Annotated in this window: 7 protein-coding genes; 2 read left to right on the top strand and 5 right to left on the bottom strand. The window is 66.9% G+C overall.

Annotated features, from left to right (window positions below; translation table 11 throughout):
- Nucleotides 1-103: 103 nt before the first annotated feature.
- Nucleotides 104-2,350 carry a selenide, water dikinase SelD gene (gene selD / locus AAF604_16650; protein ID MEM7051302.1) on the bottom strand — a complete coding sequence of 749 codons (2,247 nt, stop codon included), beginning with the start codon at nt 2,348-2,350 and terminating at the stop codon, nt 104-106.
- A 123-nt stretch (nt 2,351-2,473) separates the two neighbouring features.
- On the opposite strand from selD, the gene AAF604_16645 reads away from it, so the two are divergent.
- Nucleotides 2,474-2,989: a rhodanese-like domain-containing protein gene (locus tag AAF604_16645; protein ID MEM7051301.1), complete on the top strand. Its 516-nt coding sequence runs from the start codon at nt 2,474-2,476 to the stop codon at nt 2,987-2,989.
- Nucleotides 2,990-3,037: 48 nt separating this feature from the next.
- Here AAF604_16645 and AAF604_16640 read toward each other — a convergent pair whose 3' ends face one another.
- Together AAF604_16640 and AAF604_16635 are read right to left on the bottom strand one after the other, a co-directional pair.
- Nucleotides 3,038-5,233: a hypothetical protein gene (locus AAF604_16640; GenBank protein MEM7051300.1), complete on the bottom strand. Its 2,196-nt coding sequence runs from the start codon at nt 5,231-5,233 to the stop codon at nt 3,038-3,040.
- 43 nt (nt 5,234-5,276) lie between these two features.
- On the bottom strand, nt 5,277-6,020 hold the full coding sequence (locus AAF604_16635) for a hypothetical protein (protein ID MEM7051299.1): 744 nt from the start codon (nt 6,018-6,020) through the stop codon (nt 5,277-5,279).
- A 413-nt stretch (nt 6,021-6,433) separates the two neighbouring features.
- Here AAF604_16635 and AAF604_16630 point away from each other — a divergent pair, with 413 nt between their 5' ends.
- On the top strand, nt 6,434-10,027 hold the full coding sequence (locus AAF604_16630; GenBank protein ID MEM7051298.1) for an IPTL-CTERM sorting domain-containing protein: 3,594 nt from the start codon (nt 6,434-6,436) through the stop codon (nt 10,025-10,027).
- Between the two features lie 139 nt (nt 10,028-10,166).
- On the opposite strand, the gene AAF604_16625 is transcribed toward AAF604_16630, so the two are convergent.
- Both AAF604_16625 and AAF604_16620 read right to left on the bottom strand, forming a co-directional pair.
- Nucleotides 10,167-12,398 (bottom strand): TonB-dependent receptor, encoded by a 2,232-nt coding sequence (locus tag AAF604_16625; protein MEM7051297.1) that lies wholly within the window; start codon nt 12,396-12,398, stop codon nt 10,167-10,169.
- Nucleotides 12,399-12,845: 447 nt separating this feature from the next.
- On the bottom strand, nt 12,846-14,231 hold the full coding sequence (locus AAF604_16620; GenBank protein MEM7051296.1) for an ATP-binding protein: 1,386 nt from the start codon (nt 14,229-14,231) through the stop codon (nt 12,846-12,848).
- Between the last annotated feature and the right edge of the window lie 50 nt (nt 14,232-14,281).

The raw sequence follows: 14,281 nt of genomic DNA, 5'->3' as shown, positions 1-14,281 counted from the left end.
GTTCTTCGGCTTCGGGCCCCCACCTTCGTCCTCCGGAGGTCCCGAAGCCCTTTTTATTTTAGCCCAAGTTTTTTCCACCGGATTCCACCGGCACATCGCGCGATCAGCCGCGGCGCGTCACCGCCACCGGTGGGCGGTCTTCGAGGGGTAGGGCCCGGCCGATGCGCGCGGCACCGTCGTAGCCGGCGCGGCGCAGCCGATCGAGGGTCGCCTCGACCTCTGACGGTTCCACCCCAAAGAGCAGCCCTCCGGAGGTTTGGGGGTCGAACAGCAGGTCGAAGGCCGGATGACGCATCGCCTCGACCGGCGAGTAGATGCCCTTCTTGGCCTTGGCGTTCTCCGGATGGAAGGTGCTGCGCAGCCCCTGCGCCATCAGCTCGAGAGCCCCGAGATAGGCCGGCAGGTCGGCGACCTCGATCTCCGCCGCCACCCCGCTGGTGCGGGCCATCTCGGCGAGATGGCCCACTAGGCCGAAGCCGGTGACGTCGGTCATCGCCGTCGCGCCGCAAGCAACCGCGATGCGTGCCGCCTCGTCGTTGAGCTGCAGCATGGCCTCGAGCACGTGCTCGAGCCAGGGGCCACGCAGGCGTCCGTGCATGTCCGCATGCAGCAGCACGCCGGTGCCCAGGGGCTTGGTCAGGATCAGCTCCTGGCCGGCGGCCAGGCGGTCGAGGGACAGCACCGGCCGGTCGGGATCGGCTTCACCGTCGACGGCGAAGCCGACCAACAGCTCCGGCGCGGTGGTGGTGTGCCCGCCGAGGAGGGTGACTCCGGCGCCGTCGAGCACCTCGCGGGCGCCAGAGAGCACCTGGAAGAGCATCTCCTCCTCGTCGTCGCTCTCGAGGTGATTCGGGATCGCCACCAGCGCCTGGGCATGACGCGGGGCGATGCCCTTAGCGAAGAGATCCGACAGGGCATTGATCGCGGAGATCTTGCCGACCAGGAAGGGATCGTCCGAAAAGGGCCGGAAGACATCCACCGTCGACAGCAGCAAATCACCGCTGCGGGTGACGAAGGCGGCGGCATCGTCGGGCTTTTCGAGGCCCAGGCGCACGCTGTCGTCGGCCGGCACCGGCGGCAGGCGTGAGAGCGCCCGGGAGAGCGTCGACTGCCCCACCTTGGCGGCACAGCCGCCGCACAGCATGGGACTGTCGTCGCCCATGTCGCCGTCGCCCTCGAAGGCCTCGGAGACCACCCCGGCCGAGTCGAGCACCTGAAAGCGCTCCATGAAGCGGCGATCGATGCGGTCCTTGAGGTTCATCACCCAGCGCCCCTCGAAGGACAGCCCCCACTTGGCTCCCAGGGCGACGCCGTCGCCGAGATTGAGCAGCGAAAGAAAGTCGCTCTGCGGCCGGTAAGGCTGCAACGGCTCGCCCACCACATGGGCCCGCAGGTTGTCGCTCAGGTACGGCCCTTGACGCACCGCATAGACGCCGGCCTTGGGCGTCTGCGGGAAGTCCTCGAGGGTGGCGCAATCGCCGACCGCGAAGAGGTCGTCATAGCCTTTGACCTGCAACGTCGGGCGAATCAAGGCGAAGCCGCGGTCGTCACAGGCCAAGCCGGAGCTGTCGAAGAGATCCTGCGACACCGCACCGGCGACCCAGACGAGGGCATCGCAGGGCATCTCGGAATCGTCCTCGAAGGTCACCCGCTCGGCGTCGGCAGCCTTCACCCGACGGCCGGTGTGCACCGCGATGCCGCGCTCCGCGGCGTGGCGCAAAACCCGCCGTACCAACCCGGCCGGGGCGCCGGGCAGGACGCGATCGGCTCCCTGAACCAGCGCCAGCTCGAGGCTGGGATCGTCCTTCGCCCCCAAGCGCTGCCAGAGGGCGAACACCAGCTCGACGCCGCCCGCTCCGCCACCGACCACCACCACCCGATAGGGTTCCCCGACCGGGCGCTGCTGAATGCGCTCCACCAGCGCCTCGACGCGCCGCACCAGGCGAGCGATGGGGCGGGTCGGCAAAGCGTGCTCGCGAATCCCCGGCAACTCGAGGCCAGCCACCGTCGAGCCGATGTCGAAGGAAGCGATGTCGTAGGGAATGGACGGCCGATCCGCCAGGTGGATGCGCTTCTCGCCCGGATCGACCCCGGTGGCCGGCGACAGGATGACCCGCGCCTGGGCCCGGCGGGCCAGGGGGACGACGTCGATCTCGAGCTCCTCGGCACGGTACTGGCCCGCCACGAATCCCGGCACCATGCCGGAGTAAACGGCGATCGGGACATCCAGCACCACCGTCACGTGGGTTTCGGGGAGGGGTTCCATCGCCAAGCGCCGCAGCACCTGGACGTGGGAATGCCCCCCTCCCACCAACACCAACTCTCTCTGCGGATGCGAAATCGGCGTCATGTTACGGTGGCGAGGAGTCGGGCATGGAGTTGAATATCGCGGCCAAGCCCGCGCATTCTACTCGCGCGAAGGGGTGAAGACATCTTCCAAACTGCTGAGCCCCGAAACCCGACCTTCGAGCCCATGACCAAGAGCCTGATCCTCGCCCTGTCTGCAATTCTGACGCTGGCCGCCTGTGCCGGCGCCGACGACCCTGGAAGCGCCATGACCGACGCCGAGAAGCTCGCCGAGATCCGCCAGATGTACGACGGCTACCGCAGTGACTTCCCCGAGGTCGAAGACATCTCCGCCGAGGAGCTCCTGGCGCTGCGTGAGAATCGTCCGGTGGTGATCGTCGATGTCCGCAAGACCAAGGAGCGTCGCATTTCGACAATCCCCGGCGCGATCACTCCCGAGGAGCTCGGAACGCTGCCGGAGGGCGCCCTGGTGGTCACCTACTGCACCGTCGGCTACCGCAGCGGCCTCCATGCCGACAAGCTTCGCCGCCAGGGGATCGAGGTCAAGAACCTCGCCGGCAGCCTGCTGTCCTGGGCCCACGCCGGGGGCGACCTGGTCGACGCCGAAGGTCCGACCAAGCGCCTACACGTCTACGGCAAGAAGTGGAACCTGGCGCCGGAGGCTTTCGAGGCCGTCTGGTAGGCCCCGGCGAGATTCGCGGCGGCTCGCCGTGGCCCCGAGAAGGGCCGGCTACTTGTACCAGTAGGGAGTGCGCCCGGCCCACTCGCTGTCGCCGTAGCGCCGGTGGAGGCGATCGAAGGCCCCCTTGGAGATGTCGCCATCGCGACAGGCGCTGAAGCGAGTCCTCCTCACCAGCAGATGCAGCGCCTCCGGCACTCGCGAGTCCTGGCGCTGGCGATCCGCCCAGGAGAAGATCGTATCGGCCACCCAGCGCCGCGGCAGCGGCACCGACCCAAGGCGCAGACCATCGGCGAGCAAGGCCTCGCGGTCGTCCCGCGGCAGCAGCTTCGGCGAGGGATTTCTCAGAGTCCCCCCCTTCAGTGCCCCGGAACACCACGGGTACCAATCCTGAAGAGCGTAGCGTCCCGTCGGCACCACGATCGCCGGCACCCATTCATCGAGAAAGAGCAGCGCCGCCGCCAGCTCCCGGCCGGTATCCGACTCGGCGGCGCGGTAGGCCGCCAACGGCGCCTTCAAGGCAGGCACGGCCGCCTCCAGCCGCGCAGCAAGATCCTCGCCTTCGGCGTGCCTACCGAAGAGCAGAGAAAGGGTCCAGGCGCGGAATAGCAGCGCATCCCGTTGCCCGGGGGGCAGATCCGGCAGATCCTCGACCACCTGCGCCAAAAACTGCGGCCCGGCCTGAGCGTTGAGGATGTCGGTCACGGGTGCGATCAGCACCGGCTGAGTGAGATTCTCCGGCTTCACCGGAACCGCCGGAGGACCCCCGACGCCGTCGTCATAGGACGTGGTCACCGGCCGCTGAAAGCCGTCGGCCACCAGCTCCGAGAGGCGATGGGCGGTACGCAGGCGGAGACCACGGAGGCGGTTCTCGTCGCTGCGATGAACGGTCCGGGCGGGCCGCGCCAGCTCGACGTCGAGGAGGGTTCGAGCCGTCTCCCCCTCCCCTGCCTCGATCAAGAGGCGCGCCCGATGGAAGACGGCACTCGGCGCCAGCGGATGGTCGGAAGGGATCGCCGCCAGAGCCGCCAAGAGGTCTGGCACGACGCCATCTTCGCCCCGGGCACGCGAAGCCAGAGCCAGCAGCCAGGCATCTCGGAACGGCTCTTCGGCGCTGTGCCAGCGGCCCTCGAGGTGGCCCAATGTCGCCTCTCGGCGGGGATCTCCCAGACAGGCGACCCACTCCACGAGCCAGGCGGCAGCGGCCTCTCCGACGGTCTCACAGGGAAGCTTCCGGGACGCGAAGGTGCGACGACCGCCATGGAGCTCTGCGAAGTCGACGAGGGTTTGGGAGAGACTTTCCGGCGGATCGGGAACCAGCAGCTCACGAGCCAACCGCAGGCGCTGAAGATCAGGCTCCAAACGCAGGAGAACCCAATCGAGCAGGCGACGACAGCGCTCGTGTTGCGCCGACTCGGATGGGTCGGCAAGGACTGCCGTGAGCTCCTCGGCAGCGGCCCTCAGGGCCTCCGGCCCTCCTCCCCCCACCGAGCCCAGGCGAACTCTGCTGCGCAGCGCCAGATACCGGCCGAGGCTCTGCCAGGGCGATCCCTCGTCCTCCGCCAGAGCGCGGAAGAGGCTCTCGGCCTGGCCGTTGTCGGTGGCGTAGAAATGCGCCGCGGCGGTCTGATAGCGGCGATCCTGTCGAGCCAGCTCCGGCGCCTCCGGAGGCAAGGCGGCGGGCAGGCGAAGCGGGCCCTTGCCGCAATTCTCGAAGACCACGACCTGGGCCTCGAACCAGTCTTCGAGCCACGGACTGTCCTCACCATAGGTGGCGCGTCGCGCCTCCCAGGTTTCGGCTGCCGTCGCGAAGGCGGGATCGAGACAGTTGAGGAAGTAGCGGAAAGTCTTCACTCCGTCGACTTCGCGGTGATCGGACCGGAAATGGGCCGGCCCGCTTCTGCGCTGGTAGTGGTTCAGCACCTCTCGCCAGCGATCGTAGCCATCTCGCGCCGTGAACCAGGGTTGCCGCGCCGGTTCGAGCTCCCCGAAGGCCTGCACCGCTCCGGGGGTCATCCCGAGACCGGTCAAATGACGGAAGACCACCACCTGGTGCACCGTCTTCAGGCGATCCGCCTCGACGATGCCGAGCTCCCCGGCGAGGAATCGCTCAGCCGGCGACGACGGCCGCGTCGGATCGACGAACCAGTTGCGAAGATAGGAGCTTCCGGAGGCACAGATCCTCGCCGCCGGCAGACCTGCGAGAAAGACCACGAGGAGCACGATCGACAGCCGTTCCAGCCTCATAGACTCCAGCCTCTCACGGTTCCTCGGCCGATCGATGGCCGAATCAAGGCGAGCCGGAGGCCGCGCCCATCGTCCTCGAAGCGTTCGCCAGCCGCTCCTGCTCTTCCCGCTGACGATCAGCCGTCCAGGGCAGATGGTGGAAGAAGTACTTTCGCCCCTCCACCGCGAAGCTCGGGATGGGCTCATCGCTCGAAACTCCGATGGCTTCGAGGCAGGCCTGGGCGACGAAGGGCTCTCCCGCCGCCAAACGCCGCCGAAACAGCTCCGCTTCGGGCCCGAGGCGATAGATCATCGGCACCACCTCATCCACCGCCAGATCGTCGAGCCAGCCAGGCTCCCAGCACCACGAAAGGAGCGCCGTGATCGAAAGGCGCCCACCGGCCATACCGGACCGCAGGTCCGCCAACAGAAGGCGGTAGAACTCGCGCTCCGAAACCCGGGCGTCGAAATCGAGCTGCAGCTCAGGCCAGCCCGTCTCACGCCACAGCTCGAGCAGGCGATCGGACAGCTTCGAGCGAAGCTCCGGGCTCAAATCCGGAGGCCGTTCGGCCGAGCTCTCCAGCCGCACCACCGCCGCCAGATAGGTGCCCGACGGCACGGCGAGTCGCCACTCCCTGGGCTCGATTTGCAGGGAGTCCCCGGCGAGGTGAATCGTCGCCATCCACGCCGCCACCCCGGTGCGCTGCGGGTCGACGAACGTCAGCACCTCCGGCCGCCGCCAGGCCCACAGCATTTCGTCGGGAAGGTCACCGCTCTCCTGCCGGGCCCCGCAGGCAAGGAGTGCCATCGCAGCCCCAAAGAGAGCGCCCATCGGGAGGATGTACCTGAGATTTCGCAGTATCATTCGTATGCCCATTCAGCTCGAGCCCCCTGACGTCGGGCGCAAGCACGTCACCGCCGCCCCACTCCAAGAAAGCAGAAGACTCTCCTCTCCGCAGGGCAGATTATCCAGCTCACCCGAGTCAGCTCGGCGCACCGAGAAGCGCGCTCCTCGCCAGGATGACCTGAAACCCTGAACAGGAGGTTGCGATGCCAGGGCCGCGGTGGCCCCATCGGCCACCAGCATGAGCCGCTTGCCACCCTGGATGTGTGCTACAGTTTTCTTTATTGAAGTTTTTTATTGATATTTCAATAGCCTTGCCTGATCGCAGGCACCACCCACCGAACCTGCCCCCATTCCCAGCCAGAGGAGCGCATCCGATGTGGAGCCCGATTTCCACCTTCCGAGTGTCGACGCTCGCCTTGTTCTTGGCCTTGGCGTTTTCCTTCATCCCGCAAACCGGCTCGGCCGGCGGCACCCCGGACCCGGGTACCAGTCCCCTGGTCGAAGACAGCGGCGACGCCGATACGCTACCGGACAACGAAAACCAGCTGTTGGCCACCCTCGGGCCCGATCGCGGTTTCAATTTCGGCGACTATCTGCTCTCGAACCAAGGTCTCCAAAGCCTCGGCGCGGTCAGCCACGACTTCTACATTGAAGTCCCGCCGTCATTGTCGGCGGGCATGCTGGTGGTGGAGGTTTTCGATGCCGATCTGGGGGCCGGCGACGTGGCCGGCACCGAAGAGCACGATCAGGACAACACGACGAGCGGCTGGGATGCGGCGACCACCTTCGAGCTCTTCGCTCCCGACGGCACGAGCGTCGCATCGATCAGCCTGCCGGGCCAGGACTGCGACCCCGTCACCGTCGGCTTGCAGACCTTCTGCAACAACGCCTGGTCCGACCTGGGCGTTTTCTCCGTCTCCAATCCAGCGCCGGGTCATTGGCGGATGGCCGTCAGTAGCCCCAACTCCGGCCCCACCGACGAAGACGACGCCAACGCCTTCGGCATCCGCGCCCACGATGGCTCGGCCGGCGCCGGAGCCAACGAGATCAATGTCTACGCCGACTCCTACGTCGGCATCGGCCAGGTCTACGCGGCGAGCTTCGCGAGCGATCCGGGGTACAGCAGAACCCACGACTTCTATCCTTACGTGCAGGGCTACTGTTCGCTGAGCTGCAATGACTTCGACGTCGACGTGGACGGCGACGAGTCCTTGACCTGGACGACCCGCGCCGGCGCCTCACCGACCTTCACACCCACCTTCAGTGGCAATGGGGTTTGGGCCGAGAACGCGGTGACCGATTTCGCCTCCGCCAGCGATGCCTCGGACTATGGACTGTGGAGCGCGCGCTGGATCATCGGCTTGTTCAACCACGTCACCTGGTGGGTGGGAGATCCCACCTCCGACAATCCGGCCGACGGGGCGACCACTCCCGCCAGCGGCGGACCGGATATGCAGCCCGAAGCCGGCGCCGTTCGCCTCTACCTGCCGGCCGACGGCAGCCGCTTCTTCGGCGAGCGGGGCGGAGCGGACGACGTCGTCATCGCCCCCGTCAAGCCCTGGGTCGGGCACTCGTGGGCGCTACTGGCCGGCGAGCCGCCCCTCGCCGTCGGCGTCACCAGTCGGGTTCGGGTGACGGTCACCGTCACCAACCCCACCGAGTATCCAATCCAGCTCGACGCCGCCACCGGCGGCACGAATGTGGCCGTGGCAACGGTGCCGACCAACGGCGGACAGACCACCTATGTCGCCGGCTCGGCGGCGATCGCAGGCGGCACCTCGTCGGCCACCGCAGAGGCCGGTGCCGGCCCCTGGACCCTGACCTTCGCACCGGGCGTGGTGGCCGCCGGAACCAGCGCCTCCTTGACCTATGACATCGATGTTCTGCCAACCGCTACCGGCACCCTCGACTTGACCGGCGGCCCGCCACCGGACGCGCCGGCGCCGGGCACGGGAACCACCGCGACTTTCCTCGACGAGACCTGCGCCGATGCCGGCGGCAGCACCTCGGCGTGTGCCAGCGCGGCCCTCTCCCGGGCGACCACCCGGTTCGGTCCGCTCTGCCGCCTGACGGCGGAGGTCACCACTGTCGGAGCGCCCGGACTGACCGTCACCAAGACAGCCGGCGCGGTCGTCGATTCGGCGGGCAATCCTGGCCAGTTCGAGGTTCCCTACACCGTGACCCTCGAGAACACCGGCGCCACCGATCTGGTGATGGTCCAGGTGGCCGACGATCTGACGGCCACCTTCCCCCCGCCGGCGACCTTCGCCGTCATCACCGGACCGACCGCCAGCGGCAGCCTCTCCGCCAACGGCGCCTTCGATGGCGATGGCGACTCGAGTCTGCTGGTCGCCGCAGGGAGTACCCTGCCGATCGGCGACAGCGAGACCATCGGGTTCACGGTGCGCTTCGATCCCAACGGCTTGGCCGGTCCGTTCAACAACACCGCCAACGGTTCGGCGCAGGACCCGATCGGCAATCCGGTGACTGACGATGACGCGGTCGAGATCTCGGTATCCGAGACACCCGCCATCACCATCGTCAAGACCGCCGGCGCGATCACCGACATCGGGGGCGGGCAGTTCGAAGCCACCTTCAGCCTGGTGGTGACCAACCCCGGCAACGTCGACCTCTCGATGGTGCAGGTGACCGACGATCTGGTCACGACCTTCCCGGCACCGGTCAACCTGGTGTCGGCGATGGCGGCCTGCAGCGCCGGTAGCTGTGGCACTGTCACCCTCGACTTCACCGGCCCCACGGACACCACGCTCCTCGACGCCAGCGCCAGCTCTTTGGCACCGGCGGCGACCGTCACCCTCGACCTCACGGTGGTGCTCGAGCCCAACGGCGAGCTCGGACCGTTCACCAACTCGGCAACGGCCGACGCCAGCAGCCCGGCCGGTACGCCGGTCACCGACACCGACACGGCCGACGTGTCGATCGTCGAGAACCCGGCGATCTCCGTCACCAAGACCGTCGATGGCCCGGTGGTCGACAACCTGGACGGCACCTTCACCGTGCCCTATCTGCTGACCGTCAGCAACACCGGCAATGTGGTGCTCACAGAGGTACAGGTCACCGATGACCTGACGGCGACCTTCCCGCCACCATCGTCGGTGAGCTCCGTGACGGTGCCGGTCGCTTCCGGGACCCTGACCGCCAACGGCGGCTTCGACGGCGACGGCGACACGAGCCTGCTCGATGCCGCTGCGAGCACCCTGCCCTTGGCGGCCGTCGAGACCATCTCCTTCTCGGTGACCTTCACTTCGGCGGGAATCGGAGGTCCCTTCACCAATACCGTTGAAGGCGAAGGCAGCAGCCCCGCCGGAACGATGGTCACCGCGAGCGACAGCGTGGACATCTCGGTCACGCCTCCTGATCCGAGCATCGGAATCGCCAAGTCCGCCGGCCTGACGGTCGACAACGGCGACGGCACCTACACCGTGCCAATTCTGATCTTGGTCGAAAACCTCGGTCCGCTCGATCTCTTCGACGTCCAGGTGACCGACGATCTGAACGCGACCTTCCCGGCTCCGGCGTCGGTCATCGCGGTCACATCGCCGACGGCGACGCTGACCGGAGGCACCGGAACGTTGATGGCCAACGCCGGCTACGACGGCCTCGGAGACACCACCCTGCTGGTGTCCGCATCGAGCACCCTCGATATCGGCGCGATGGGTGAGATCGCCTTCGAGGTCACCATCGATCCGGCAGGCATCATGGCCTTCGACAACCAGGCGGTGGCGACTGGAGAGAGCCTCAATGGCAGCACCACCGACCTGTCCCACGATGGTCCCGAGCCGGACCCGGACGGCGACGACAACGCCAACGAGGACGGGGAAAACGACCCGACCCCGATCCTGGTCGAAGTCCCCACGATCCTGGAGATTCCGACCCTCGGCCAATGGGGGCTGATCGCCATGATGACGCTCTTGGTGGCCGCGGCTTGGCGCCGCCTGCAGCCCTGAAGCGACCCTCGATCGGGCGCGCCCCGGAGCGATCGCTCCGGGGCGGCTGCACGGCCCGTTGCTGAGGTCTGAACAAAGAGGCCAGCAGGCCCGAGGAGGGCGCTGAGCGAGCCGCCTCTGCGGCTTGCTCAGCCTCCGTCTAGAGGTCGACCCGCCAGCTCAGGCCCACGGTGCGGCCGTTGCCCTTGAAGTAGGTGTCAGTCCGGGCGAAGGGCTCGGTCTGCGCAAAGTAGTTGAAGTAGTCCTCGTTGAGCACGTTCTCGAGGCCGAGGCGAAGCTGACCGACCGGGATGTCGAGCCACAGGCTGAGGTCGACGAGGGTGTAGCCATCGAAGTCGCGCCCGACCCGAGCCGCCGGACCGCGGAAGTCACGATCGGCGAAGTTCGACACCTGCAGGGTACCGCCGAAGCGATCGTTCAAGCGGCCGTGCAGGAAGAGATTCAAGCGATCCGGACCGATGTTCAGACCGTCGAGGTCGGTGTCGACGCGATCGTCGCCATTGGAGTCGAACTCACCGTTCGTGGCGCCGTAGTTCGCACCGATCGAGAAGCTCTGGTTGATGATGTACTCGGCGAAGATCTCGAAGCCGTCGATCTCCGTGCGCTGCCGCACCACCTCGAAAATTCCCTGATCGTTGCTCGACAGCCGTGAGCCGTTTTCGGCGGTGGAATCGAACAGCGCCGCGCGACCGGTGAAGCGACGCCCCGAGTACTCGACGCCGAGCTCCACATTGTCCGCGATCACCGGCTCGAGGTTGAACAGCGAATCGACATTCAGGCCGGGGACGTTGACGGCGCGCAGCACGCGGCCGGCATCGGGCATGGTGAAGCTCTCGTTGTAGGCGCCGTAGAGGTTCCATCCCTCCGCCGGGCGCACGATCAAGCCGACATTGACCAGGGTCTCCTCGAAGCTCGGCTCACCGCCGCCGACGAAGGTCGAGTTCGCCGCCGCAATGGTGGTGTAGTCATCGACCTCGAGGCGGGCATCCTCGTAGCGCGCACCGCCCGACAGAGAGACTCGGTCCCCGAGGTCATAGTTGAGCTGCAGGAAGGGTGAAACGGTCTCGAACAGGGTCTCGGGAACCCACTCGCGACCACTGCGGTCGAGCACCTGCGCCGACTCGTCGCGAAACACGTCGAGGCCGGCGGTCACCCGCAGGTCATCGTTCGCCAAGAGGCGGTTGTAGGAGAGCTTGAGGCCGGTCTTGTTGGAAACCACCGCCGATTGATCGAGGAACGGCTCGCCATCGACCGTCAACCGGAAGAAGCCACCGAAAGTACCGCCCTCGAACAGCGCCTTGTAGTCCTGATCATAGACCTGGGCGGTGAGGCTCCCGCCGGCCAGGTCGCTGTGGATCAACGTCAACGAGTAAGCGGTGGTCTCGTTGCGGGCCGGATTGCCGACCTCCGAGGAGGGATCGCCCTCGACGGTGCCGGTCGGAATACCCAGGGTCCGATCACCGCGCACGGCGCGGAAGTCGCCGTTTCGCTCGAGATCGAAGTCGTTGATCATCAGGTTGAGGGCGATCTCGTCCGAGAGCACCCAACGACCGTTGCCGAAGAGGCCGACGGTCTGCGAGTCCATGATGTCGCCCTGGGTCGGGTAGAGGCCCACCGGATCACCGTTGGCGTCGAAGAACAGGCCACGCTCGAAGAGCGACGCCCCGACCAGGAAGCCCGCCCGCTCGCCGCCCCAGCCGGTCAGGGCCGAGGCCTTGTAACCCAGCGAATCGGACTCGAGGTCCGCCGAACCGGTCAGGCGGAGATCGATCGAAGTGTTCCAGTCGGACACCAGGTCCGAGCTGCGGGTGACGACGTTGACCACCCCGCCGGTGGCCCCGACACCCTGGATGGCGTTCGAGCCGTTGATCACCTCGATGCGCTCGACAAAGGCGAGGTCGATGGTGTGACCGTCGCGGCTGCCATCGCGGGTGGCGTTGTGTTGCGGCACCCCATCCACCAGATAGAGCGGGTTGCGACCGCGTAGCGTTTCGCCGCGGCCGGTGAGCTTCTGGATGCTGGGGGCGAAGCCTGGGACGGTGCGGGAGAGCACGCTCGCCAGCTCGTCGCTGATCACGGTGTTCGATTCGACCGTCTCGGTGTCGATCAGAACCACCGATGCAGGGGTCGCACTGGCCGGCAACTCGGTGCGGGACGCCAGCACGATGATCTCGTCTTCAACCGGATTCTGCTCCGAGCCCTCCTGCTCCTCTTGCGAAGCCGAGTCCTCGACCTGTGAGTCGCTCGCCGACTCGTCCCCTGCCTGCTGCGCGACCAGCGCACCTCCGGAGAACACCACGAGCGAGCACGCAGCCGACAGCACGAGCAAATTCAGGAACGCACCGCGCTCCTTCGTGAGCCAAGTCAACATGTTCCTAGGTCCTTTCGGCCAGCGGCGTCACCGGCCGGTCGTTGAGGGGGAATCCACGGGCATCCGTTGTGGACGAAAATCACAGTAGCACCGCGAGTCAAGGCCTTTCAGCACGCTTCGAGCCACTGTTGAGACGACCGTGAGACCCTCGTCTCAATGCCATCTCAACCCCGTCTCAATTGCTCGCCAGAGACACCACGGATCGGCATCGAGAGCCCCGCCGGAGCCCTTCTACATCCTTTGCCTGTAAATATTTGAAAGACTGCATGCACTGCCGAAGGGCCTACTTCCGCTCAATCGCAAAGCGTGCGATCACGCGCCTCCTTCTTGCGACAAGAAAAATCGCCTCGGTTCGCCGACCGACACCAAATCCCGCAAAAACTCGAGGCCGGCGGGGTCGAGACCCTGACCCCAGAGGGTCTCCAGGGGAGGAGAGCGGGCGCCCGTTCAGGCCTTGCCCGGCAGCCAGCAGGTGACCACCACACCACGGTTTTCGGCAGCCTGCAGGCTGATCTTGCCGCCGTGGGCTTCGAGGATTTCGCGACACAGAGGAAGGCCGAGGCCGCTGCCGGTCTGCTTGGTGGAGTAGAACGGCAGCAGCGCCTTCTCCATCGTCTCGGCATCCATGCCGCTGCCGTGATCGCGCACCTGAAGGTAGGTGCCGCCGCCGTCGATCACCCGCACTCGCAGCTCGACCCTTTCACCCTCATCGCTCGCTTCGACGGCGTTCTTGATCAGGTTGATCAGCACCTGACGGATCTGAGCGGGATCGAAGTAGCCGGGTCGTGCCGGCAGCTTGCCGACGATGTTCAGGGTCGGAAATTCGCCGAGACTGTCGACCAGCTCGCTCCAGTCGACCTCCTCGCGGCGCGGCCGCGGCAGGCGAGCGAATCGAGCGTAGCCCTCGATGAAGCCCTGCAGGTGGTCGAGGCGCTCGCGGATCAACCGAAAGACCTCTTCCGAGCGCGCCGCATGCTTCGGCTGGCGAGCGATGACGCTGGCCGAGTGAATCAGGGACGACACCGGCGTCAGGGAGTTGTTGAGCTCGTGGGAGATCACCCGGATGACCTTCTTCCAAGCTTCCGCCTCGCGCCGACCGAGGTCGCCGGTCATGCGCCGCAGCAGGATCAGCCGATGGCGTCGGCGGTTGAGGCGAAAGACCCGCTGGGAGAGCAGGTAGGTCTCCGGCGGCTCGCTGCCGGGAACGGTGAAGATGCCGTCCGACTCGCCCTCCAGCATGTCGCGCATCTCCGCCGGAAAGCCCTCCCGGATGAGCTCGAAATCCTGCCCTTCGAGCTTCCTGCCCGCCATCAGCAGACGCCGCGCCTCGCGGTTCGAATAGATCACCCGCTCGAGGGGATTGACCAGCAGAATCGCCGCCGGCGAGCGATCGAGGGCGGTCTGCAGCAACAGCTCGCGCTGGCGCACCGCCAACCGATCCTCGCGCAGAATCTCGCGCACCTCGTTGTAGAGCTCCACCATCTCGCCGAGCTCGTCCTTGCGCTGATAGGCCAGGCGCACGCTGAAGTCGCGGTCGCGGAAGCTCCGGATGCCGTCGGAGACGCCGGTCACCACGCGATTGAGCGGCTCGAGGACGGCGCCGATGGCCCAGGCCCCGGAGGGCAGGCCGACGGCCAGAATCAGGAGAAAGGTGAACCACGGCGACAGGCCGAGGAGGGTGGCGGCGGCGGCCAACGCCGCCATCACCGTCAGCAGCACCAGAAAGACCAGCGTCACCTTGCCGGCGAGGGAGAACCGTCGCGGCTTCGGAAGATCGCGCGCCGGACGTCCCGTCAGCACGGTGGCGGGGGCAGATGCCGTCGATTGCTCCACGGCGCGATTCTAGCGGGCGCCGCCGAACCCAGAGTGATTTAGCCCGCCCT

The sequence above is a fragment of the Acidobacteriota bacterium genome (genome assembly GCA_039028635.1).
Lineage (GTDB): Bacteria > Acidobacteriota > Thermoanaerobaculia > Multivoradales > JBCCEF01 > JBCCEF01.
The sequence above is the reverse complement of the archived record's forward strand: the minus strand, read 5'-3'. Positions and strand labels throughout refer to the sequence as shown.